This window comes from Sorangium sp. So ce362 (assembly GCF_051519845.1).
Taxonomy (GTDB): domain Bacteria; phylum Myxococcota_A; class Polyangia; order Polyangiales; family Polyangiaceae; genus Sorangium.
In genome coordinates this window covers 86,592-109,070 of sequence record NZ_CP150332.1, presented here as the reverse complement: position 1 = coordinate 109,070, position 22,479 = coordinate 86,592, and the positions used below count along the sequence as shown (strand labels likewise).

At 72.1% G+C, this 22,479-nt stretch carries 18 protein-coding genes; 12 read left to right on the top strand and 6 right to left on the bottom strand.

Going from position 1 to position 22,479, the window contains the following annotated elements:
• Nucleotides 1–6: 6 nt before the first annotated feature.
• A complete protein-coding gene (locus WMF17_RS00470; RefSeq protein WP_437599991.1) occupies nt 7–747 on the bottom strand; it encodes a hypothetical protein in 741 nt (246 codons plus the stop codon).
• A 220-nt stretch (nt 748–967) separates the two neighbouring features.
• Between WMF17_RS00470 and WMF17_RS00465 the strand changes: the two genes are divergently transcribed.
• The 6 genes from WMF17_RS00465 (at nt 968) to WMF17_RS00440 (ending at nt 8,652) form a co-directional block, all read left to right on the top strand.
• Nucleotides 968–1,642, top strand: coding sequence for a dienelactone hydrolase family protein (locus tag WMF17_RS00465; RefSeq protein ID WP_437599990.1), 675 nt, complete (start codon nt 968–970; stop codon nt 1,640–1,642).
• Between the two features lie 129 nt (nt 1,643–1,771).
• Entirely contained in the window at nt 1,772–3,127 is a 1,356-nt protein-coding gene (locus tag WMF17_RS00460) for a cyclic nucleotide-binding domain-containing protein (RefSeq protein ID WP_437599989.1), read from the top strand.
• A gap of 275 nt (nt 3,128–3,402) precedes the next feature.
• The gene (locus WMF17_RS00455; RefSeq protein WP_437647377.1) at nt 3,403–4,911 is read left to right on the top strand and encodes a protein kinase domain-containing protein; all 1,509 of its coding nucleotides are present in this window, start codon (nt 3,403–3,405) and stop codon (nt 4,909–4,911) included.
• Nucleotides 4,912–4,919: 8 nt separating this feature from the next.
• A complete protein-coding gene (locus tag WMF17_RS00450) occupies nt 4,920–5,906 on the top strand; it encodes a tetratricopeptide repeat protein (protein WP_437647375.1) in 987 nt (328 codons plus the stop codon).
• Entirely contained in the window at nt 5,906–7,570 is a 1,665-nt protein-coding gene (locus WMF17_RS00445; RefSeq protein WP_437647373.1) for an SBBP repeat-containing protein, read from the top strand. Before WMF17_RS00450 ends, WMF17_RS00445 begins: the two co-directional genes overlap by 1 nt.
• A gap of 413 nt (nt 7,571–7,983) precedes the next feature.
• Nucleotides 7,984–8,652, top strand: coding sequence for a hypothetical protein (locus WMF17_RS00440; RefSeq protein WP_437647372.1), 669 nt, complete (start codon nt 7,984–7,986; stop codon nt 8,650–8,652).
• Nucleotides 8,653–8,686: 34 nt separating this feature from the next.
• On the opposite strand, the gene WMF17_RS00435 is transcribed toward WMF17_RS00440, so the two are convergent.
• The 3 genes from WMF17_RS00435 to WMF17_RS00425 form a co-directional block, all read right to left on the bottom strand.
• Complete coding sequence (locus WMF17_RS00435; protein WP_437647370.1) at nt 8,687–9,688, bottom strand: lamin tail domain-containing protein; 1,002 nt, start codon at nt 9,686–9,688, stop codon at nt 8,687–8,689.
• Entirely contained in the window at nt 9,592–10,428 is an 837-nt protein-coding gene (locus WMF17_RS00430) for a DUF4215 domain-containing protein (protein ID WP_437599982.1), read from the bottom strand. The genes WMF17_RS00435 and WMF17_RS00430 overlap by 97 nt, the downstream gene beginning before the upstream one ends.
• Nucleotides 10,429–10,668: 240 nt before the next feature.
• The gene (locus WMF17_RS00425) at nt 10,669–11,997 is read right to left on the bottom strand and encodes a hypothetical protein (protein WP_437599981.1); all 1,329 of its coding nucleotides are present in this window, start codon (nt 11,995–11,997) and stop codon (nt 10,669–10,671) included.
• Nucleotides 11,998–12,076: 79 nt separating this feature from the next.
• Between WMF17_RS00425 and WMF17_RS00420 the strand changes: the two genes are divergently transcribed.
• The 4 genes from WMF17_RS00420 (at nt 12,077) to WMF17_RS00405 (ending at nt 17,789) form a co-directional block, all read left to right on the top strand.
• The gene (locus tag WMF17_RS00420) at nt 12,077–13,909 is read left to right on the top strand and encodes a hypothetical protein (protein ID WP_437647369.1); all 1,833 of its coding nucleotides are present in this window, start codon (nt 12,077–12,079) and stop codon (nt 13,907–13,909) included.
• Nucleotides 13,910–14,011: 102 nt separating this feature from the next.
• Nucleotides 14,012–14,830 carry a hypothetical protein gene (locus WMF17_RS00415; RefSeq protein WP_437599979.1) on the top strand — a complete coding sequence of 273 codons (819 nt, stop codon included), beginning with the start codon at nt 14,012–14,014 and terminating at the stop codon, nt 14,828–14,830.
• A gap of 44 nt (nt 14,831–14,874) precedes the next feature.
• A complete protein-coding gene (locus WMF17_RS00410) occupies nt 14,875–15,768 on the top strand; it encodes a hypothetical protein (RefSeq protein ID WP_437647367.1) in 894 nt (297 codons plus the stop codon).
• A gap of 77 nt (nt 15,769–15,845) precedes the next feature.
• Entirely contained in the window at nt 15,846–17,789 is a 1,944-nt protein-coding gene (locus WMF17_RS00405; RefSeq protein ID WP_437647365.1) for a CBS domain-containing protein, read from the top strand.
• A gap of 321 nt (nt 17,790–18,110) precedes the next feature.
• On the opposite strand, the gene WMF17_RS00400 is transcribed toward WMF17_RS00405, so the two are convergent.
• Together WMF17_RS00400 and WMF17_RS00395 are read right to left on the bottom strand one after the other, a co-directional pair.
• Complete coding sequence (locus WMF17_RS00400; protein WP_437599976.1) at nt 18,111–18,320, bottom strand: hypothetical protein; 210 nt, start codon at nt 18,318–18,320, stop codon at nt 18,111–18,113.
• Nucleotides 18,317–18,541: a hypothetical protein gene (locus WMF17_RS00395; protein ID WP_437599975.1), complete on the bottom strand. Its 225-nt coding sequence runs from the start codon at nt 18,539–18,541 to the stop codon at nt 18,317–18,319. Before WMF17_RS00395 ends, WMF17_RS00400 begins: the two co-directional genes overlap by 4 nt.
• Nucleotides 18,542–18,806: 265 nt before the next feature.
• Here WMF17_RS00395 and fadI point away from each other — a divergent pair, with 265 nt between their 5' ends.
• Nucleotides 18,807–20,117 (top strand): acetyl-CoA C-acyltransferase FadI, encoded by a 1,311-nt coding sequence (gene fadI / locus WMF17_RS00390; protein ID WP_437599974.1) that lies wholly within the window; start codon nt 18,807–18,809, stop codon nt 20,115–20,117.
• Nucleotides 20,114–22,348, top strand: a complete 2,235-nt coding sequence (gene fadJ, locus WMF17_RS00385; RefSeq protein ID WP_437647363.1) for a fatty acid oxidation complex subunit alpha FadJ — start codon at nt 20,114–20,116, stop codon at nt 22,346–22,348. The genes fadI and fadJ overlap by 4 nt, the downstream gene beginning before the upstream one ends.
• The last annotated feature ends 131 nt before the right edge of the window (nt 22,349–22,479 follow it).

The window sequence follows — 22,479 nt, the reverse complement described above, 5'->3', positions numbered from 1 at the left end:
GGCCGCTCACTGCTCCAGCGCGCCGCCCGGCTTGTGCGGGACGGGCGGACGGCGCTCGAGCAGCTCCCGCGCCGCGGCGCGCACGACGGCGGGCACGTCCGCCGCCGCCGCGAGCTGCAGGAGCTCGGGCCGCAGGAGGAGGCGCACCATGGGCACGGCGAGCTCCGGCGGCGCGCCCGGGTTCTGTACGATCGCCATGCGCACCCGCGCGCGCTGGGGCCACTCGGGGTGCCGCGCGAGCTCCGTCATGACCTCCGGGCTCGCCGGGCGCCGCGCCGCGAGGCGGACCACGTCGTCCTCGGTCAGACGCGGGTTCGCGAGCAGGTTGCGGATGACGAGCGGGTGCGGGTCCCGCAGCAGGGCGTCGAAGGCGGCGCGCGTCGGCCGCCGCGCGAGCGCGCGCCGCTCGCCGAGCGAGAGCGCGCGGCCCGCGCTCGACGTGGCGAGGCGGCGCTCGTCGGGCGCCGGCGAGGCCGGCTGCGCCTCGTGCCGCCGCGCCTTGCGGCGCAGGAGCCGCGAGAGCGACAGGAGGGAGAGGGGGGCGGCGAGCTCCCGGAGCTGCGCGACGCGCTCGGAGAGCGCCGGATCCGCGAGGACCGGCACGACGGCGCCGAGCACGTCGCGCGCGCCGGGGTCGGCCTGCTCGGCGTCGCGGCAGAGGTCGTCGAGCGCGCGGGCGACGGAGGCGGGCTCGGCGCGCAGCATCTCGCTCCGCACGAACGCGACCCGAAGCCGGAGCTCCTTCAAGGAAGAGACGGCTCGCCTCCATCGTCCCGCCAGCGGATCCACGCCGTCATTTTACATCGCCCGCGCGCCGGCGTGGAGCGCGCGCCCGGCATCTTGCGATGCGCGATGCGCATCACGCGATGCGCGGTTATCCTGCGCCCGGCAGAGGGGCCGGCGCACGCCGAGCCCCGTTCGTCCACTGGGGCCGGCGCCGCCGCCCCGCCTTGAAGGGAAGAGTCGCATGTCCGAGAAGGTTTCATTCCCCGTGAAGGATGGGTCCCCGGCGACCGGCGCGATCGTCTGGCCGAAGCAGGGCGGCAAGGCGCCTGCGGTCGTCCTGATCCAGGAGTGGTGGGGCCTGAACGACCACATCCGCTCGCTGCTCGACCGGCTCGCCGCCGCCGGGTTCATCGCCCTCGCCCCCGACCTCTACCGCGGCAAGACCACCCAGGACGCGGCCGAGGCCAACCGGCTCATGACCGAGCTCGACAAGCCGCGCGCCCTCGAGGAGATCGCCGGCGCCGTCCGCTTCCTGTCGGCGCACGAGCGATCGAACGGCAAGGTCGGCGTCATCGGGTTCTGCCTGGGCGGCGCGCTCAGCTTCGCCGCCGCGGCGACGGTCCCGGAGCTCGCGGCCGTCGTGCCCTTCTACGGCGTCCCGAGCCCCGCGCCCGACTATTCGCGCATCAAGGCGCCGATCCTCGCCCACTTCGCCTCGCGCGATGCGTGGGCGACGCCGGCCGCCGCCGAGGCGATCCGGAAGGAGCTCGCCGCCCGCGGCCAGTCGATGGAGCTCCACGTCTACGACGCCGACCACGCGTTCGCGAACGACACGCGCCCCGAGGTCTACAACCCCGATGCGGCCAAGCTCGCGTGGGAGCGGAGCATCGAGTTCCTGAAGCAGCACCTCGGCTGAGCGCAGCGCCCGGCCCCTCCCCGCGAGGCGCAGCGCCGGCCGCGCGCCGCCGCGACGGCCGAGCCGCCGCATTGCGACCGGATCGGCCTTCTTTGCCGTCGCTCAAGGAACCCTGATATACACGCTTACATGGCCCTCCCCCCGGTACTCCCGGGCTCGACCCACCAGGCGGAGTCGCCGATCGACCGAGCGCTCGCGCTCGCGCTCGCGGGAGAGCGCGACGCCGCGCTCCGTTGGGCCGCGGCGCTGGTCCGGCACGACCCGACCATGCCGTCCGCGCTCTGCCTCTGCGGCCGCCTCCTCGGCGAGCTGAACCGGCACGAGACCGCGCGCGAGGCGTGCTCCACCGCGGTCATCCGCGCGATCGACCTGGAGAACCTGCCGCTCGCCGTGGCGGCCGCGCGCGAGAGCGAGCGCTTCGGCGGCGATCCCGGCCCCGGGCTCGACCTGATCGCCGACTCGTTCTGCAGGGACTCGCCGCGGCTCGGCGAGGGCGCGCCCCCGCCGCCGCCCCTGCCGACCGCCGAGGCGTTCCAGCCGCTCGCCGCCGTGCTCCAGGGCGCGCTCCTGCTCAACAAGGCGACCGAGATCATCCACAACGCGACGCGCAGGCTGGTCGCCCAGACCGACCACCCCGGGATCGCGCCCCAGCCGGTCTTCTCGTCCATCGGGCGCGACGCGCTCCGGGCCCTGTGCGCCGCGTTCACGCCCATCTGGGTCCCGGCGGGCACGACCGTGATCGAGCAGGGCGCGGCGCGCAGCGAGGCGTACTTCGTCGCGCGCGGCGAGCTCGTGGCCCGGCGCCGGCGCGGGGACGAGGAGACCCTCCTCGCGCGGCTCACGAACGGCGCCATGTTCGGCGAGATGGCGCTGCTCTCGCGGGCGCCGCGCACCGGGAGCGTCGTCGCCACGCGGCCGTCCATCGTCCTCGAGGTGAAGCGCGACGCGATCGACGAGATCGCGCAGCGCGAGCCCGAGGTGGGCCTGGAGCTGGCCGCCTACTGCAGGGACCGCATGGTCGAGAACCTCGTCCGGATGAGCGACGTGCTCCGCGTCGTCCCCGAGACCGACAGGCCCGTGCTCGTGAAGCGCTTCCGCACGCGCACGTTCGAGAAGAACGAGCGGCTGCTCGTGCAGGACGAGCGGCCCCCCGGCCTGTTCCTCATCGCCTCCGGCGAGGTCGCCGTGGTCCGGCGCGACGCCGCGGACGACGCCCGAGGCGAGCCGCTCGTGCTCTCGACGCTCGGCCCGGGCGACGTCGCCGGCGAGATCGCGATGGTCCTCCGCCGCGCGGCGAACGCCGACGTGATCGCCGTCCACCCCACCGTGACGCTGTACCTGCCGGCCACCGAGTTCATGGGGCTGGTCGAGGATCACCCGGCCGTGCTGGCACAACTCTACAAGCTCGCCGTCCAGCGCGACGACGAGACAACGAGCATCATGGCCGAGGAGGTCTCCGTGGCCGAAGATTTTGTGCTCATCTAGATCACCGGACCGCTCGAGAGACGGAGAAATACGCCACGGTTGCGCAGAGTTTTTGTTGTTGTTCCCTCTCTGCCTCTGTGGTTCAAACTCTCTCTTGCAAGGGGATTCAACCTGTTCGGTGCTCTAGCAGCGTCCTGCGAGCGCGAGGCGCGTGCGCCGGTTGACGCAGCGCGCCATGCCCCGTAGACTTTAGGTCTATCCGTTGTTCTTGTTGACCAGCACTGAACAATCACCAGCGTAGGGTAGGCCACGCGCGCACGACAGGTCCTGCGACAATGACGACGAACGCGTTCGGGCTGGAGGGACAGGTGCTGGTCGGCCGGTATCGGCTGATCCGCCCGCTCAGCTCGGGCAGCATGGGCACCGTCTGGCGCGCGGCCGATCTCACGCTGGGCTCACCGGTCGCGATCAAGATGCTCGGCCCGCTGTACGCGAAGGACGAGACGGTCCGCGCGCGCTTCCACCAGGAGGCGCAGGCGGCGGCGGCGCTCCGCAGCCCGAACGTCGTGCAGATCCTCGATCACGGCGTCGACAACGACGTCCCTTTCATCGCGATGGAGCTGCTCGAGGGCGAGGATCTCGCGCACCGGCTCGGGCGCGTCGGCGCGCTCGCTCCGGCCGAGACGGCGCGCATCTTCGCCGACGTCGCGCGCGCCGTCCGCAAGGCCCACGACGCCGGCATCGTTCACCGCGACCTCAAGCCCGACAACATCTTCCTCGCCCGCGACGACGACCGCGAGGTGGCCAAGGTCCTCGACTTCGGCGTCGCGAAGACGCGCTTGTACGGCAGCGAGGGCATGGGGACCCAGGCCGGCGTGCTGATCGGGACGCTGCCGTACATGAGCCCTGAGCAGGCGCAGGGGGTGACCGTCGATTTCCGGTCGGACCTGTGGGCCCTCGGGGTCATCGCCTTCGAGTGCGTGTGCGGCCGCGCGGCGATCAAGGCCGAGGCGCCCGGCGCGATGATCCTCGAGATATGCAGTGAGCCGCTGCCCGTCCCCTCGCGGGTGGCGTCCGTGCCCGTGCCGCCGGCGTTCGACGACTGGTTCCTCCAGGCGTGCAGCCGCGATCCGAGCGCGCGGTTCCCCTCGGCGACGGCGATGGTCGAGGCGCTGCGCGAGGCGCTCCTGCCGGAGGGCGAGGCGCCGGAGGCCGAGAGGGCATCGCTGAGCTCCACTCCCGCCCCCGCGACCGCCGCGCCGATCTCCATCCCGCCGGCGTCCGCGCCGCCGATGTCCGCGCCGCCGATGTCCGCCCCGCCGGTCTCCGTCTCGCCCGGCGGGGGCGCGGCCTCGCCGCCCATCGTCGACGAGGGGGCGGAGGTCGACGGCAAGCCTCGCCGCGCCGCGCCGGTCGCCGCCCTCGTGCTCGGCCTCGCGGCTTCGGCCGTCGGCGTGGTGCTCTTCGTGGGCTGGCGCGCCCTGGGGAGCGACCCGAACGCGCACGTGACGACGTCCGGCGCGGCGTCGCCGCCGGCGGCGATCGAGGCGCCGCCGGCCGCTCCTCCGGCGAACGATCCGCCGGCGGAGACGGCTCCGGCCACGGGGGCGCCCGAGATCGCGCCTTCCCGGGACGCGGCCGCCGCGGCGACCTCGGTGCCTGCGGGCGACGCCGGCGCGACGCAGGCTTCCAGGGTGCCCGCCGCGACCGCCTCCTGGACCGCGGCGCCCGCTCGACCGGCCAAGGCCGCCTCCTCCGCGCAGCGGACCAGGACCTCCTCATCCGCGGCCGCGCCCTCGGCCTCCAGCGCGACGCGGCCCAAGGCCGACCGCCTCGGCTTCTGAGGAGACGAATGCACCCGCGATTGAGGGCTCTGGGCACCACCACCGTCGCGCTCGCATTTGCAATCGCGCTCGCGACCCCCGCGCGAGCGGCCGACGTCGACCCCGCCACCGTGAACGCTGCCCGGGCGCTCGCGGAGGAGGGCCTCGATCTCTACGACAAGGGCGAGTATGCGGCGGCGCTCGACAAGCTCTGGCGCGCGGAAGAGCTGATCCAGGCGCCCACGATCGGCCTGTACGCGGCGCGGTGCCTCGAGCACCTCGGGCGCCTCATCGAGGCCTCCGAGCGCTACCTTCACGTGAGCCGCACGCCGCTCGACGCCTCGGCCAGCGACGTCTTCAGGGCGGCGGTCGCCGACGCCGAGGAGGCGTATAGCGATCTCAAACCACGGATCCCCAAGCTCGCAGTCGGGGTGCGCGGCGCCCCGGAGCGCGAGGTGCAGATCTCCATCGATGGCAAGCCCATGCCACCGGCGCTCGTGGGGGTCAGCCGGCCTGTCGATCCTGGCAAGCACCTTGTCGAGGGCGCGTGGGGGGGCCGCGTCGTCCGGCAGGAGATCACGCTGCAGGAGCGCCAGGAGACGGCGGTCGCGCTCGCGTTCCCCGACGTCCGCCGGCCCGTCTTCGTCCCCTCCCCGGCCGCCCCCGCGCAGCCGACCGCGCAGCGCGTGCTCGGCTGGTCCGCGGTGGGCACGGGCGCGGCGGCGCTCGTCCTCGGCGGCATCACGTTCGGCGTCACCAGCGCGCTGCACAGCGACCTGATCGATCTCGGGTGTACCGAGAAGGTCGTGTGCCCGGACACGCCGAAGACGCGCGACACGCTGAGCTCGTACAACACCCTGCGCCTCATCCCTGCGCCGGCGTTCATCGCGGGCGGGGCGCTCGCCGCGGGCGGCGTCGCGCTGCTCCTCACCATGCCGTCTGCGTCGAGGCCCGGGGGCGCGACGGCGCGTCCGTGGATATCGCCGTGGGGCGCGGGGATCGCGGGGGTGTTCTGATGAGACGCAGCGACTTCTTGGTCCTCTCCGGCGCGCTCGGCGTGGCCGGCGCGCTGGGCGGGTGCTTCGACAAGGGCGTGATCGCGGCGAACGTCGGCGGCGCCGGGCAAGGCGGGACGGGCAGCCAGGGCGGCGGCGGCACCGGCGGCGGCGGCGGCGGCACCGGCGCGGAGGGCGGCGCCGGCGGGACGACGACCTCTTCCACCGGCATGGAGCCGTGCGAGTATTGTTATCAAGGCCCCCCCATGACCGATGGTCTCGGCGTGTGCAAGGGCGGCTGTCTGCGAGACGGGTCGTGCGTCGGTCAGGTGATCCCCACGGCCGAGGGCTGCACGGTGGACGCTGACAATGTTGATGATGTCGACGAGAGCTGCGACGGTGAGCCCAGGTGCACCGGAACGCTCGAGTGGAGCATCAAGATCGGAAGAGACGGCGAGCAGCACGGTGAAGACATCGCCTTCGACAGGGCAGGGAACATCCTGATCGCGGGGCGGTTCTCCGGGAGCGTGGATTTCGCCGCCAGCCAGGGCTCGACCGACGGCTTCGTCGTCAAGCTCGCCCCCGACGGGACCCCGATCTGGAACAAGGCGTTCGGCGGGTCGGGCACGGATGTTTGCACGCGCGTGGCGTACGCCAAGAACGACCTCGTGGTCCTGGCCGGGACCTACGGGAACACCCTCTATTTCGACGGGACGTCGCTCCCCAGCGCCGGCAGCACGGACGTGTTCGTGGCGAAGCTCGACGCGGCGGGCGATCTCGACTGGATCAAGCGCATCAGCGGTCCCGGGGCCGACACCGTCCGCGGGCTCTCGGTGGATGCGGACGACAACATCGTCGTCGCCGGCAGCTTCACCGACCGGGCCGAGGTGCTGGGTGCGGCCAACCTCGTCAGCTTCGGCGGAGAGGACATCTTCGTTGTGAAGATGGACGCGCAGGGGGGACACATCTGGAGCAAGAACTTCGGCAATACGAGCCCTCAGGTCGCACTGGACGCCGCCTTCACGCCCGATGGCAGCGTGGTCCTGGTCGGCAGCATCGCCGGCCCGATGCGCTTCGGGGAGACGGACCTCATCCCCCGCGGCTATGACGCCTTCATGGCGAAGCTCGACAAGAACGGGGAGCCGCTCATGGCCAAGACCTTCGGCGACAACATGGACCAGGAGTTCGTGTCGGTCGCGGTGGACGCCCAGGGAAGCATCTTCGTTGCGGGGATGACCGAAGGACAGATGAGCTTCGACGGATCACCCCCGCCGCACGCCGGAGGGTCCGACGCGGTGGTCGCTGCCTTCGACTCCGAGGGCAAGCATGTCTGGAGCCGTCAGTTCGGGGATGCGGAGAATCAGCGGGCGCTCGGGGTGACGGTCGACCCGGCGGGCAACGTCCTCGTGGCCGGAGAGTTCGAGAGATCCATCGATCTCAAGCCCCCGCAGCTCGAGTCCCGCGGCGGCTTCGACGCTTTCCTGGCGAAGCTCAAACCGGACGGCACGACGGCCTGGGCCATGTCGTTCGGCGACGCGACGACGCAGAGCGCCGCGGCCGTCGACGTGGATCCGCTGGGGTTCATCGCGCTGACGGGCAATTTCAGCGGCAGCATCGATCTCGGCGGAGCCCCCCTGACGAGCGCCGGGGGCAGCGACGCGTTCGTCGCCAAGCTGCAGCCCTGACGTCCGCCCCACGTCGAGGCGCGCTCCGCCGCCACGCCGGCGCTCCCCGCGAAGGTGCCCGGTGCACGGCGATTGACACGTCCTGGCAGGCGGTAAACTCACGAAAGGTCTGCTCGTGCTGCACCGAGCAGAGGCGGATCTCCGTGCCTGCCAGCAGCGCGGGAGCTCCGCCGCGCAGGGCAGGACCTCCGGTGGACCAGGGGGGACACGCGATGGTCCGGTGAGAGCTCCATGTACCAGAACAACTGATCCACCGGATCGAGCGCGACCCGCCCCTGGAGCGCCTCGAGATCCCTCGTTTTGCCTTCTCTGCGCGCTCCTGGGCGGTGCGTGCGATACCGTGGCGAGGTCTTCGTACCGGGCACCACATTTGCCTGCTGAGGAGCCGCTCACGGAGGAGGAGGTCTCGCGCGATGAACCACACTCAAGAGAGGGCTGGGGTGCCCCCCCCCTATCCCGTCGATACGTACGTTCAGGGGCCAAGGGTGGGCGCTCACGCGGCGCTCCAGGCGCCTCCCAGCATCGCGCCGGTGGCGGCCAGCGTGCCGCCCATGTCGACCACGGACGACCTGGACCGCGAGCTCGAAGCGCTCGCCCAGGGCGCGCGGCAGAAGCGGCGTGGTCGGTTCGCGGTCGTGATGGGCCTGCTCGTGGCCGGCGCGGCTGCGGTCACGGTCACCACCTTCGCCGGCAAGGTGAAGGAGGCCGAGGCGGCCCAGGCCGAGGCGGTGGCCGCGCGCGTCGCCGAGCAGGACAGGATCGCGCAGCTCAACCTCCAGATCGAGGAGCGCAACAAGAAGATCTCCGAGCTGACCCTCGCGCTCGACGCCGCCAAGAGCGACGCCGAGAAGGCGCAGAAGGCGTTCACCGCCTACAAGGCCGAGGAGGAGGCAAGGGCCGCGGCAGAGGGCGAGGACGAAGCCGACGCGAAGACGTCGAAGCTCTCGCCCAAGTCGGCCGCGGTCAAGCACGGCCGGGCGGCGCCGACCAAGGCCGCGCGGGGCGCCCGTGCGGGGATGTCGGCGAAGAAGGGCGGCAAGTGCGTGTGCAAGCAGGGCGACCCGCTCTGCGGCTGCCTGTGAGCAGCAGCTCAGGGCCTCTCCCGTGAGCAGCAGCTCAGGGCTTCTCCTGTCCAGATCCAGTTGACAGCACCAGGACACCGGCTCCGCCGCGCGGCGGAGCCGGACCCGTGAGGGCCGCCGGGACGCGCTGCGCGCCTCGGCCGCGGCTCACGGCACGTTCGCCGCGCCGGACGTGATCGTCGCGGAGAACGCCCAGTCGGCCGCGGCCTGATTCGTGTCCGTCCCCTCGGGCAGGCGGCAGAGCGAGCCAGGAGCATTGTTTACGTCCGCCACGGAGGCGTGGCAATGGCTCGCCCTCGACGAGACTCACACTGACCTCCCCGATCGTGACAGCGGTGATGCTCCCCTCGCAGGAGAGGGCGTCGATCAAGCTCCCCGTCGTCGTGTTCACCAGCGCGATCCCGTCGGGGCCGTCGGGCGCTCCGTTCTGCACCCGGTTGATCTGGGCGCCCGAGAACGGGATCGTCAGCGCCCCCTCCGGCAGGGTGTCGCTGCCGACCACCGCCGTGCTGCCGACCACGAGGTACTGGCCCGCCGCGAGCGTCCCGGCAGGGCTCAGATCGAACGTCTGGTCGGCGGACGGAAGCTCCGAAGCGCCGTTGATCAACACGAGCGCGTGACCGGCGAGGTCCACGGGCCCGCCCGTGCCGTTGTAGATCTCGATGAACTCGGCACCATCGGTATTCTCCTGATCGTAATCCACCTCGTTGATCACGAGTCGTCCCGTCACCGTGACCGTCTCGACGGTCGCGGAGAGCGAGATCGCCCCGAGCGTCGCCGTCACGGTGGCGCCGGCTGCCGAACCGCCGTCCACGTAGTCGAACGTGGCGCTCTGCTGCCCGCCCGGGATCGCGACCGACGCCGGGAGGGTGCCAGCGCCCGGCGGCTCGAGCGCGAGGGCCACGACGGCGCCCTCCGACGGCGACGGGATGTCGAGCGTCACGGTGAACGACACCGTGCCGCCCGGCGCCACCGTGGCCGACGGGGGGTCGAGCGCGGCCAGCGCCGGCGCCTCGACCGGGTCGAGGACGCGCACCGGAGCTCGCGCAGCAGGTTCATCGAGCCGGTCGCGATCCAGTCCGTGCCGAGCGCGATCTGCACCCCGAGGCGGGCCGCGGCGGTCACCACGGCCGTGTCGCCGTAGAGGGTGATGTTGGAGCGCGGAGACCAGATGAGCGCCGTCCCCTTCGCCGCCATGGCCGCGTAGTCGGGCGCGGTCAGGCCGATCCCGTGGATGTACGCGCTCTGCGGCAGCAGCACGTCGTTGGGCTCCGCGTGCAAGCAGACGAACTCGTTGCGCGCCGACGCCTCGATCCCCTCGGCGATGTGCGGGCAATAGGCGTCCCCTCCGTCGATGTCCTCGCCTCTCACCATGTCGCCCGGGTAGCCGCAGCCGCTCACGAGCTCGCGGCCGCTCGCGTCGTCGAGCGGGAAGGTGTCGAATTTGACCGGCTTCTCCGCGCCCGGCGTGAGCACGGTGCCCCGGATCAGCGTGGCGCCCGCGCCGGCGACCACCTCGCACGTCCCCTGCGCGAACGGCGCCAGCGCCTCGCCCACGATCTCCTGGGCCGGCGTCTTCGTGCAGTCGACCTCGCAGCCGTCGCCGGACGCGACGTTCCCGTCGTCGCACGGCTCGCCCGGATCCAGGGCGCCGTCGCCGCAGCGCGGGGGCACCTCGATCTCGCACGCCGCCGAGCAGCCGTCGCCGTCCGCCGCGTTGCTGTCGTCGCACGCCTCGCCGGGGTCGAGCGCGCCGTCGCCGCAGCGGGGCCGCACCTCCTCGTGATGGCAGGTCGGCGAACAGCTGTCGCCCTCCGCCGTGTTGCCGTCGTCGCAACCTCGCCCGCGTCGACCTCGCCGTCACCGCACACCCCGGAGGGGTTGTCGCCGCCGTCGTCGCTCCCGCAGCCGTTCCAGAACAAGACACCGACGAGCACGGCCATCAGCCGCGCGAAGCGCATCGATCTGTGAGGCACGGCTCGAGTGTAGCGATGCCCGCGCTCGCCTGTGTTGCCTTCAGATGACGCGACGGGAGCGCGCGATCGCGATCGCGATCGCGGATGCCGAGAGCAACGCGAGCCAGGCGACATCCGGCAACGCGCCGCGGGCGCGGGGGACGCCCGCGGCATAACTGCAGGAGCTCACGCGCCGCGTCCCGTCGATGGGTCGCCCTCCCTGGCCGCTGCTGCCGGGCAGCGGTGCGCCCACCGTGCCGCCGCTGCTCGAGCCGTTCCCGCCGCCGTTGCTCCCGGTCCCCTCGCCTCGCTCGGGTTCGCAGCCCGCGGCCGCCCCGCGGAGCGCGGCGAGCGCGAGCTTGGCGACGCCGAACTCGTCGGTCAGACCGTAGCGCTGGTCGTCGAGCGGCTCGTCCTGAAAGCTGGCCCAGACCGCGCCGGCGACGTCGCGCCGCTTCGAGAGCAGATCGAGCGAGGTGGTCAGGTTCGCCGCCTGGAGCTCCTCGCCGACGAGCGTCGTCGACCACGCCATCCCGGTCACGAAGAAGGGGCTCTCGTCCCCCTCCTGCTCGGCGATCTCGCGCACCTCGTCGAGATAGTCGCCGAGCCCCCTCGGATCGACCTCGCGGAACTGATCGACGAACAGCTGATGGCCGAGGTGCGACCACGGCGTCCGCTCGCCGTAGCGCAGCGCGAGCTCGTCCCACACGGGCTGATCGTAGAGCTCGCGCAGGTAATCGACCCCCGAGAACGGCACGGCGTCGTCGTCCGAGGCGAGCAGGCCGCCCGTGATCAGCGAGAGCTCGCCGACGTTGAAGAGCGCCTCGTTGCGGATGCGGATCTGGGCGAGGATCTGCGCGAGCACGCGGGGCAGGATGTAGGTGCAGCCGGCGTTCTCGGGATCGAGCGCGTAATCAGGGTTTTCGAAGCAGTTCGGCTGACTCCAGATCTCCCAGCGCTCGACGCGCCCGGCGTACCTCGTCATGAACGCCTCTGCCCTCGCGGCGAACGCCTCCACATACGCGTTGTTGCCGTCCCCGTCCCGATCGTCGTTCCAGTGATCCTGTCCTTCCCCGAGCGTGCGGTGGGAGAGCAGCCCGAGCGGCTCGAGGCCGGCGTCGATGACAGCGTCGATGACGGCGTCGACCTCGTCGAGCTTGTCCGGGTCCCACGCCTCGGCGTCGTCGAGCCGGAACTCGACGCGCACGGCGCCGGCGCCCGCCCGCGCGAGCTGCTCCGCGAGCTCCTCGTCGAGGATCACCTTCCCTTCCTCGACGGGCGCCCCCGGATCGATTCCATAGAAGCCGCACGGCACGCCCCGCGCGCCGAGCGCGGGGGCCGCGAGGAAAAGCGCGGAGGAGGCGACGAGAGCGACAATGGCTGCACGCATGTTTCAAGGATAGCTGGGATGACCGGCTCGACCAAGAAACGACCCGGACATGGACCAACCATGCTAGGGAGACGCGCACATGGCTTCCCTGGAACTGGACGAAGAAGGGCGCGGGCGCGGCGGGGTCGCTCCTCCGGGCGGCGGGGTCGCTCCTCCGGGCGGCGAGGTCGCTCCTCCGGGCGGCGAGGTCGCTCCTCCGGGCGGCGAGGTCGCTCCTCCGGGCGGCGCGGCCGACGGCGACGTGGGCGACGTGGTGGATGAGGCGGGCGGCGACGCGCAGGACGCGCCCCCTGCCCGGAGCCTGCGCGACTGGCTGCGCGGCGCGCCGCTCTCCGGCCGCCTGCACCTCGCGCTCGGCCTCGTGCTGCCGGCGCTCCTGCTCGTCGCGAACATGGTGCGGGTGCGCTCGTTCACGATCGACGACGCGTACATCTCCTATCGCTACGCGCGCAACTTCGCCCGGGGCCTCGGGCTCGTCTACAACACCGGCGAGCACATCGAGGGGTACACGAACTTCCTCTGGACCGTGCTGCTCGCGGTCGGCATCAAGCTCGGCCTCGACCCCGACGTCGTCGCCAAGGCGCTCGGCGGGCTCGCCGCCTGCGGCTCGCTCGGCGCGGTCTATCTCCTCTCGGCCCGGCTGCGCCCGCACGGCGCGATCCCGTGCATCGCCACGTGGCTGTTCGCGACCTCGATCGTGCTGAGCGGATATGCCGTCTTCGGCCTGGAGACGCCGCTCTTCCTCCTGCTCGTCCTCGCGGGCACAGAGATGATGTTCCGCGAGCGCGACCGGGGGACGGGCTTCCCGTACTCGGGCCTCGTCTTCGGGCTGGCCGGCCTCACGCGCCCCGAAGCGCCGATGTTCCTCGGCATCCCGATGCTGTTCCTCGGCCTGCGCTTCTTCGGGCGGCAGAACCTCCTCCGCGGGGTCGTCTTCGCCGCGCCGATCGCGTGCCACATGCTCTGGCGGTACAGCTATTACGGCACGTGGCTGCCGAACACGCTGAGCGCCAAGACCGGCAGCCTCGCGGAGCAGCTGGCCGGCGGGCGGCACTACCTCGCGGAGTACGCGGCGCACACCTCGCCGGTGCTCCTGCTCGCGCTCTTCGGCCTCTGCGTGGCGATCGTCTCGCGCCACCGCGACGCGCTGTGCGTCGCGGCCCTCGCGCTCGCGGTGGGCGGCTACGTGCTCCTCGTCGGCGGGGACTGGATGCCGTTCTACCGCTTCATGAGCCCGTTCGAGCCGTTCTGCTTCCTCCTTGCCGGCCTCGGCGCCCGCTCGCTGCTCGAGCCGCTGCTCACCGCGCTCTCGGCCCGCGCCGCCGAGTCGCGCGCCGGCGGCGCGATCGCCCTCGCCGCGGGCGCCGGGGTGCTCGCCGTCGGCGGCCTCGTCGCGCTGGGCGCCTTCCGGGCGCAGCGGCTCGATCGCGCCCAGCTCCGGATCCTCGACGACGACAAGCGGTTCTGGGACAGCGCCGCCGGCGGCACGGCCGCGTGGTTCCAGCAGCACGGCAAGCCCGGCGAGGTCGCGGTGGGCGACATCGGGTACATCGGGTACGCGACCGACTATCCGGTGCTCGATCTCCTCGGCCTCGTCGACCCGGTGATCTCCAAGCTCCCGGGCGGCTACACGCGCAAGACGGGCCCCGGCTACGTGCAGCGCGTCTTCGACAAGGCGCCGCGCTACTTCGTGTTCATCGGCGGCGCCGACACGTGCGACAAGCTCCCGTTCCCGGCGCAGGAGAAGCTCCGCAAGGACCGGCGCTTCCGGGGCATCTACGAGGTGGCCGGGAAGGTCCGTCACAGCAAGAACGGCTACTGGTGCATCTTCGAGCGGCGGGACGACGCGCCGCCGGCGCCCTCGGGCGCGGCGCCGGTGCCCGCGGGCACCGCCCCCGGCGCCGCGCCCTGAGCGTCGCCGCCGCCCGCGATGCCGCCCTGGATGCGCGCAACCCCACCGCGGATGCGCGTGACCCCACCGCCGCTCCGCGAGGTTTGCTAGCATCGCCGCCCCATGCCCTGGCTCTGGTACGTAGGTCCCCTTGCGTTGCTCGTCGTCTGGTACCTGACCGGCTTGCGCGGTCGGCACGAGGTGCGGCGCGACGGCGAGCTCGTGCGCTGGCGTACGCTGATGACCCCGAAGGCGGCCGCTCGCCGCCCCGGGGCGTACCGCGACGCCCGGAAGACCATCGCCGACATCGACGGCCCTCGCCCGGTGCGCTCGTCACCGAGCAGCCTCGAGCGCATGCTGGAGGAGACGGGCGGCGGCGCGGTCGTCGCCCGCTACGAGCTCGTCCCGAAGCTCGCCTACGTCGTGGTCGCCGGGCCGGACGCGAAGAACGGCAGCGAGTACCAGGTGGTCCTCGCGAAGCTGGCCAAGGCGGCGCCCCGGCTCACCGTCTCCCCGCTGCCCATCATCGACGGCAACCGCGCCCCCAACACCGGCGTCCAGTTCAAGAAGGACCCGGACTTCATGGAGCAGTTCCTTGTCGAGGGGCCGGAAGCGAAGGCCATCGGCCGGTGGCTCTCGGCGCGCGTCCGCGATGCGCTGCGCGACTTCCCCGACGCGTGGCTGTTCGTGCAGGACCGCGCCATGGCGCTCGCTGTGTACGGCCCCGTCGACGCGGAGCGCCTCCAGGAGCTCGTGATCGCCGCCGACACGATCTTCGCGGAGCACGGCGCCGGCGGCGCCCCCTCCCTGCTCTTCGAAGGCGACAGCGAGGCTGACGACGACGAGGAAGCGGACGAGGACGACGGCGACGACGAGGACGACAGCGACGACGAGGAAGAAGAGGGCGAGGAGACGGCGGGCGCCGACCGCGCCGTTCGGTAAACACGGGCGGGCCGGACCATGTTAGTCATCGCAGCTGGGACCGCTTGAACGCGAAACCGCTGCTCTCCTCCGCCGTCCTGCTCTCGCTCTGGCTGGCGGCTCCGATCGCCACATCAGCGGAAAAGAACAGCTGGATCAAAAGCCAGGGCTCCCACGCGGCGCTCGAGCTGGACGTCCTGAGCAAGTCGGCCGGGTGGTCGATGGCTGACGTCGAGTCCGAGGTGAGCACGTTCGGCCTGAGCTTCGCTCTCGTCGGTCAGCTCCAGTGGCGCAAGCGGCTCCACCTCGATGCGGAGCTCCCGCTCGCCTACGGCAACGTCTCCGCCACGTTCCGGTCGTCCCGGCTCGGCGTCGACGAGAGCAGCAGCGCCGGCAGCCTCCTCTTCGGCAACCCCACGATCGGCGCCCACTACGCGCGCGCGATGTCGCGCAAGCTCGCCGTCTTCGGCGGCGGCGCGCTCTCGATCCCCGTCCTCACCGACCCCAACGCCGACGCGCGCGCCACGCTGCAGGCGACCGCCCCGGCGCGCGCCTACTTCGATCTGCACCGGCTCATCCCCGAGCATTTTCCCCTGAGGGCCCGCGGCGGCGTCGAGGCGGAGCTCGCCACGCGGCTCGTCTACCGCGCGGACACCGCGGTGATGCTCGCCCTCCCGACCAGCGGGAGCGACGTCGACCTCGTGCTCGAGCAGGGCAACGAGCTCGAGATGCGCGGCAAGGGCGCCCTGGGCGGCGGGCTCCGGCTCCAGGCCGCGCTGACGCTCACGCGCGAGGACATGGCGCAGCTCGCGCTGGAGCCGTTCGTCAGCTACACGCCGGAGAAGCCCGGCTTCTACGGCCGCGCGGGGCTGCTCGTGGCGCTCGACGCGCCGCTCGGGTTCGGCCTCGCCGAGGACAAGGTCGCCACGCTGCGGCTCGCGGTCGGCCACAGGTTCTGAGCGCGCGCCGCGCCGCCGCTCGGCGTAGGCTTCGGCGGAGCGGGAGCGGGGCGGGCGAAGGGAGGGGGCGGATCACCATGGGCGAGCACCACGTCTCCGAGCAGGCGAACGACGAGCAGCTCCGGTCCTTCATGCGGGCGCTGCTCGACGACGTGGAGGCGCTCGAGCGCCTCATCCAGGAAGATCGCATCGAGTCGGGCGTGCGCCGGATCGGCGCCGAGCAGGAGATGTTCCTTGTCGACCGCGCGCTCCGCCCCGCGCCGCTCGCGCTGGAGGTGCTCGAGCGGGCCGCCGACGACCGGCTCACGACCGAGCTCGCCCGCTTCAACCTCGAGGCGAACCTGACCCCGCTCCCGTTCGGCGGCGACTGCCTGCGGCGGCTCGAGGCCGAGCTCTCCGACGTCGTCGGCCGGGCTGCCGGGGCCGCGCGCGCCGTCGGCGCCGACGTGCTGCTCGCGGGCATCCTCCCCACGCTGCGCGCCGGCGACCTCCGCCTGGAGAGCCTCACGCCGGCGCCGCGCTACCACGAGCTCAACCGCGCGCTCCTGGAGCTGCGCCAGGGCCACTTCCGCGTGTCGATCCACGGGCTCGACGAGCTCGAGATGACCCACGACAACATCCTGCTCGAGTCGTGCAACACGAGCTTCCAGGTCCACCTCCAGGTCGGGGCGCTGGAGTTCGCGCCGCTCTACAACCTGGCCCAGGCGGTGACCGCGCCCGTCCTCGCCGCCGCGGTCAACTCGCCGCTGCTCCTCGGGCAGCGGCTCTGGCACGAGACGCGGATCGCCCTCTTCGAGAGCTCGGTCGACACCCGCCCGAGCGCGCGCGAGGTCCGCCAGCACAAGCCCCGCGTCCACTTCGGCGACGGCTGGGTGCAGGGCGGCGCGCTCGAGCTCTTCCGCGAGGACATCGCGCGGTTCCGCGTGATCATGACCGCCGAGACCGGCGAGCCGCCGCTCTCGGTGCTCGCGCGCGGCGAGGTGCCGGAGCTCAAGGCCCTGCGCGTCCACAACGGCACCGTCTACCGCTGGAACCGCCCCTGCTACGGCGTCTCGGGCGGGGTCGCGCACCTGCGCATCGAGAGCCGCGCGCTGCCCGCGGGGCCCACGATCCTCGACGAGGTGGCGAACGCCGCCTTCTTCTTCGGCCTGATGTCCGGCCTCGCCGCCGAGCACCCGCGCATCGACCTCGAGATGCCGTTCGAGGACGCCAAGACGAACTTCTTCGCGGCGGCGCGCCACGGCCTCAAGGCGCAGCTCGCGTGGACCTGTGGGCGGAGCTTCCCCGCCCCGGAGCTCATCCTGTCGCGCCTCCTCCCGGCCGCCCGGGGGGGCCTCGCGGCCGCGGGCATCGACGCCGCCGACATCGACCGCTATCTCGGCGTCGTCGAGGAGCGCGTGCGCCGCGGCCAGACCGGCGCCCAGTGGGCGCTCGGCTCGCTCGCCTCGATGGCCGGGCAGGGCACCTCGGAGCTGCAGTGCCGCGCGCTCTGCGCCGCGATGCTCGCCCGCCAGCAGGAGGAGGCCCGGAGCGGCGGGGCGGGTCGCCCGGTGCACACCTGGGAGCCTGCCGCGCTCGAGGCGGACCGGGGCCTCCTGCGCGACAGCTACCGGACCGTGGGCCAGTTCATGTCGACCGATCTCTTCACGGTGCGGCCCACGGACATCATCGACTTCGCCGCGAGCGTGATGGACTGGCGGCACGTGCGCCACGTGCCGGTCGAGGACGACCAGGGCCGGCTGGTCGGCGTCGTCTCGCACCGCGCGCTGCTCCGGCTGGTCGCCCGCGGCCGCGCGGCGGCGAACGGTCCCGGCCCGCCCACGGTCGCGTCCATCATGCGGACCGATCCCGTGACGATCACCCCTGAGACGCCGACCTTGGAGGCGATGCGGATCCTGCGCGAGCAGCGCGTCGGTTGCCTGCCCGTGGTCGCGGGCGAGCGGCTCGTGGGCATCGTGACGGAGCGCGATCTCCTCGACGTATCCGCAACGCTGCTCGAGGCCTTCCTGCGCGAGGCGTGAGCCGAGATGGCGCGCGCCGGAGCCGCAGAGAGAGAATTCAACGCAAAGTCGCAAAGGCGCAAAGGCGCCAAAAGAAGCCAGGAACGAATCTTCCCGACGTCCCTTTGCGCCTTTGCTTCTTCGGCCGTCGATCTGGCCAGAGCGGCGGTCACCCGCACAGGAGACGGGCCCAGATCGGCGTTTTCGGCGCGGAAGCGCACTCCAGTGCGCTGAGCACCGAAAACGCCGAGGTGGGCCCGTATCCGAAGCGGGTGCCCGCCGCTCCAGCTGAGCACCGAAAACGTCGAGGTGGGCCCGTATCCGAAGCGGGTGCCCGCCGCTCTAAAGGTCGCTGATCTCGGCGCAGGTCATCGCGTCGCCGTTCGCCTGGCAGTCGAGGACCGTGCCGTGGGCCTTGGTGAAGGGGCCCGACTTGTTACGGGTGATGATGTACCGGTTTCCGTCCACGTGCCGGATGTCGGTGTAAACAGCCTGGCACCCCGTGGAGCCTATCGCCGCGAGCAGCAGGCACCATTTCAAAGAACGCTTCATTCGCCCTCCTCCGTCACCTCGACCCGCGTACACTCGCCCTTCCCGGCCTGCTCAGGGCACCTCCACACCTCGGGCGTGGTGAACCCGAACGTGGTCTGGTGCCCGGTGACATACACATAGCCCGGCGTCGCCGGGGCCGTGGAGCTGGCGCCCGTCGTCGCACACCCCGCGATCGCCGCAGCGACGCAGAGCAGCGCACTGAACTGAAGTAGTTTCCCCATGGCAAGTAACGCTATCGGGAAGATCCTGTGTGGGCCAAATTAGATATAGTAACGACTCGACCGATCTTCCATCCTCACTTCACTCCTGGAGCGCGCATGTCCCTCTCTCCACCCCCGAGCCATCCCCGAGCGACCGAGCGAGGTTGACACGTCGCGTCAGCGCACCTAAGGGATTTCACCCGACCGGCGAGCCGGGATCCGGGGGGGCTGCGCGGGGCGCGCGGGGCGGGCCCGCGGTGGGCTCTCCGGCAGCAGAGGAGTCGACATGGCTTCAGGCAAGAATGGGAAGAGCGGCAAGGACCGGGTGGCGGTCGTTGCTGGGCTGCGCACGCCGTTCACCAAGGCGGGGACGGCGCTCAAGGCGCTGCGCACCGTCGATCTCGCGACCACGGTCGTCAAGGAGCTCCTCCAGAGGAGCGAGGTGAGCCCGCGCGACGTCACGCTTGTCGTCTACGGCCAGGTCGTGCCGACGCTCGACTGGCTCAACATCGCGCGCGAGGTCGTGCTGCGCGCCGGCCTGCCCAAGGACATCGACGCCTACAGCGTCTCGCGCGCGTGCGCGACGTCGCTCCAGGCCATGACGAGCGCCGCCGAGGCGATGCTCGCCGGCCAGCACGACGTCGCCCTCGTCGGCGGCGCCGACAGCATGAGCGACGTGCCGCTCGGCGTCTCCCGGAAGCTCGCCTCCGCGCTGACCGACCTCCAGAAGGCCAGGACGCTCGGCGCCCGGCTCGAGATCCTCTCCCGCCTCTCGCTGAAGGACATCGTGCCGCCGATCCCGGGCTTCTCGCGCGAGCCGACCACCGGCGAGCAGATGGGCGAGGCCGCCGAGAAGATGGCCAAGCAGAACGGCATCACGCGCGCCGAGCAGGACGCCATCGCCCACCGCTCGCACACGAACGCCGCGCGCGCCTGGCGCGACGGCACGTACGCGGCCGAGGTCATGCACGTGATCCCCCCGCCCTACGACAAGCCGGTCGAGCGCGACAACGTGGTCCGGGACGACTCGACCCTCGACGCCTACGCCAAGCTGTCGCCGGCGTTCGATCGCCGCCACGGCACCATCACCGCGGGCAACGCGTCGCCGCTCACCGACGGGGCGAGCGCCCTGCTCCTCATGCGCGAAGGCAAGGCCAGGGCGCTCGGCTACCAGCCGCTCGGGTACGTGAAGTCGTGGGCCTACGCGGCGGTCGACCCGGGCTGGCAGCTCCTCATGGCCCCGGTGCTCGCCGTGCCGCGGGCGCTCGATCGCGCCGGCCTCTCGCTCGACCGCATGGACCTCGTCGACATGCACGAGGCCTTCGCCGCGCAGGTCGCATCCAACCTGAAGGCGCTCGCGTCGCCGTCGTTCGCCGCGGACAAGCTCGGCCGCTCCGCCGCCGTCGGCGAGATCGACCCGGAGAAGCTCAACGTGAACGGCGGCTCGATCGCGCTCGGCCACCCGTTCGCGGCCACGGGGGGGCGCATGGTGCTCTCCACGCTCCGCGAGCTCAAGAAGCGCGGCGGCCAGCACGCGCTCCTCACCGTCTGCGCGGCGGGCGGCCTCGGCGCCGCCGTGGTCCTGGAGGCAGCATGACGACGACGATCGACCCCGTGACGCCGGCCCCCGCGGCCAAGAGCCCCGTCTCCCTGGAGGTGCGCCCCGACGGCGTCGGCGTCGTCACGTACGATGTCCCGGGCGAGGCGGTCAACACGCTGAAGCCCACGTTCGCCGGCGATCTCGAGCGGATCATGGGCCAGATCGCCAGCAACCCGCTCATCAAGGCCGCCATCCTCGTGTCCGGCAAGGCCGACACCTGGATCGCGGGCGCCGACATCGACATGCTGAAGAGCGTCACAACGGCGACCCAGGCCGAGGCGATGTGCCGGGCCGGCCACGAGGCGATCCTGCGGATCGTGCGCTCGCCCAAGCCGATCGTGGCCGCGATTCACGGCGCCGCGCTCGGCGGCGGCCTCGAGGTGGCGCTCGCCTGCCACGCCCGGGTGCTGAGCGACGACAGGAAGACGGTGCTCGGCCTGCCCGAGGTGCAGCTCGGCCTGCTCCCCGGGATCAACGGGCTGCAGCGGCTCGCGGAGCGCGCCGGCCTGCAGGCGGCGCTCGACCACGGCCTCACCGGCAAGAACATGCGCCCCTCGAAGGCGCGGCAGCTCGGCGTCGCCGACGACGTGGTCCCCGCGCCCATCCTGAAGGAGACGGCCGCGGCGCTCGCCCTGGAGCTCGCGCGTGTCGGAGGCGGCCCGCCCTTCCGCCCTGGCGGCGCCGCGAAGAAGGGGCCGAAGCTCGACGCCGCCACGCTCACCCGCGCGGCCCTCGAGCAGAACCCGCTCGGCAGGACCGTACTTTTCCAGCAAGCACAGAAGAAGACGCGTGAAAAAACCGGCGGGCACTATCCGGCGCCCGAGCGGATCATCGAGGTGTTGAGGACCTATGCGGACCGGGGCTTCGACGCGTCGAGGGAGGTCGAGGCGCGGGCGTTCGGCGAGCTCGTCGTGTCGAGCACGGCGCACCGGCTGATGGAGCTCTTCTTCGCGACGAACGCGATGAAGAAGGACACCGGCGTGGACGATGCGTCCGTGCAGCCGAGGAAGGTCGAGAAGATCGCGATGATCGGCGCCGGCCTGATGGGCGCCGGCATCGCCTATGTCAGCCTGAACGCCGGCATCGCGGTGCGCCTCCGGGATCGCGACGACGCATCGCTCGGCCGCGGGCTCAAGGTCGTGACCGACATCCTCGGCGACCGGGTGAAGAAGCGGCAGCTCACGCCGATCGAGCGGGACCAGAAGCTCGCGCTGCTCACGACGACGACGGACAGCTCGGGCCTGAGGAGCGCCGATCTCGTGATCGAGGCGGTGTTCGAGGATCTCGCGGTGAAGCACGCGGTCGTGCGGGACATCGAGGCGAACGGCAAGGACGGCGTGATCGTCGCGTCGAACACGTCCTCGATCCCGATCTCCCGGATCGCGGCCGCGTCGAGGCGGCCGGAGAACGTGGTGGGGATGCATTACTTCAGCCCGGTGCACAGGATGCCGTTGCTGGAGGTCATCCGCACGGAGGCGACGTCCCCCGAGGTGGTCGCGACGGCGGTGGCGGTCGGCAAGCGGCAGGGCAAGACGGTCATCGTCGTGAACGACGGGGTCGGCTTCTACACGAGCCGGATCCTCGGGCCGTACATGAACGAGGCGAGCTGGCTCCTGGCCGAGGGGGTGGCGATCGAGCAGGTCGACCGGGCGCTCGTCGCGTGGGGCTGGCCGGTCGGCCCGCTGGCATTGCTCGACGAGGTGGGCATCGACGTGGCGGCGCACATCGGCCCGATCATGATCGAGGCGTTCGGCGATCGCATGTCCCCGCCGCCCACGATGGCCAAGCTGCTCTCCGACGACCGCCGGGGCCGCAAGAACGAGCGCGGGATGTACCTGTACGGCGCGGCGGCGAGGAAGAAGGGCAAGGGGAAGCACCCTGACGAAAGCGTCTATGCCGTGCTCGGGCTGCCGGTGCCGAGGGCGAAGGACAAGCCGCCGGTGGCCGTCGAGGAGATCCAGATGCGGTGCTCGCTCCAGCTCGTGAACGAGGCGCTGTACTGCCTCGGCGAGGGCATCCTGCGGAGCCCGCGCGACGGCGACATCGGCGCGATCTTCGGCCTCGGTTTCCCGCCCTTCCGCGGCGGCCCGTTCCGCTACGTCGACGCCCTCGGCGCCGCCGAGGTGCTCCGCCGCATCGAGGTCTACGAGCGCCGCTTCGGCAAGCGCTGGACGCCCGCCCCGGCCCTCGTCGAGGCGGCGAGGACCGGCAAGCCCTTCTACGCCTGACGCCTCCTGGGCGCGGCGTGGCCGCTCGCCTTCGCGCTGGCAGTCGCCGCGCGGAGGCGCACCAGCGAGGTGAGGAACCTGCGCACCGCCAGCCATGCATTGCCGGGCTGCGCGCTCCTCGACCGGCAAAA

Bases quoted from the DNA above. Each gene is read 5' to 3' on its own strand.
- WMF17_RS00465 (WP_437599990.1), top strand. From the start codon at position 968: ATGTCCGAGAAGGTTTCATTCCCCGTGAAGGATGGGTCCCCGGCGACC.
- WMF17_RS00460 (WP_437599989.1), top strand. From the start codon at position 1,772: ATGGCCCTCCCCCCGGTACTCCCGGGCTCGACCCACCAGGCGGAGTCG.
- WMF17_RS00455 (WP_437647377.1), top strand. From the start codon at position 3,403: ATGACGACGAACGCGTTCGGGCTGGAGGGACAGGTGCTGGTCGGCCGG.
- WMF17_RS00450 (WP_437647375.1), top strand. From the start codon at position 4,920: ATGCACCCGCGATTGAGGGCTCTGGGCACCACCACCGTCGCGCTCGCA.
- WMF17_RS00445 (WP_437647373.1), top strand. From the start codon at position 5,906: ATGAGACGCAGCGACTTCTTGGTCCTCTCCGGCGCGCTCGGCGTGGCC.
- WMF17_RS00440 (WP_437647372.1), top strand. From the start codon at position 7,984: ATGAACCACACTCAAGAGAGGGCTGGGGTGCCCCCCCCCTATCCCGTC.
- WMF17_RS00425 (WP_437599981.1), bottom strand. From the start codon at position 11,997: ATGCGTGCAGCCATTGTCGCTCTCGTCGCCTCCTCCGCGCTTTTCCTC.
- WMF17_RS00420 (WP_437647369.1), top strand. From the start codon at position 12,077: ATGGCTTCCCTGGAACTGGACGAAGAAGGGCGCGGGCGCGGCGGGGTC.
- WMF17_RS00415 (WP_437599979.1), top strand. From the start codon at position 14,012: ATGCCCTGGCTCTGGTACGTAGGTCCCCTTGCGTTGCTCGTCGTCTGG.
- WMF17_RS00405 (WP_437647365.1), top strand. From the start codon at position 15,846: ATGGGCGAGCACCACGTCTCCGAGCAGGCGAACGACGAGCAGCTCCGG.
- WMF17_RS00400 (WP_437599976.1), bottom strand. From the start codon at position 18,320: ATGAAGCGTTCTTTGAAATGGTGCCTGCTGCTCGCGGCGATAGGCTCC.
- WMF17_RS00395 (WP_437599975.1), bottom strand. From the start codon at position 18,541: ATGGGGAAACTACTTCAGTTCAGTGCGCTGCTCTGCGTCGCTGCGGCG.
- fadI (WP_437599974.1), top strand. From the start codon at position 18,807: ATGGCTTCAGGCAAGAATGGGAAGAGCGGCAAGGACCGGGTGGCGGTC.
- fadJ (WP_437647363.1), top strand. From the start codon at position 20,114: ATGACGACGACGATCGACCCCGTGACGCCGGCCCCCGCGGCCAAGAGC.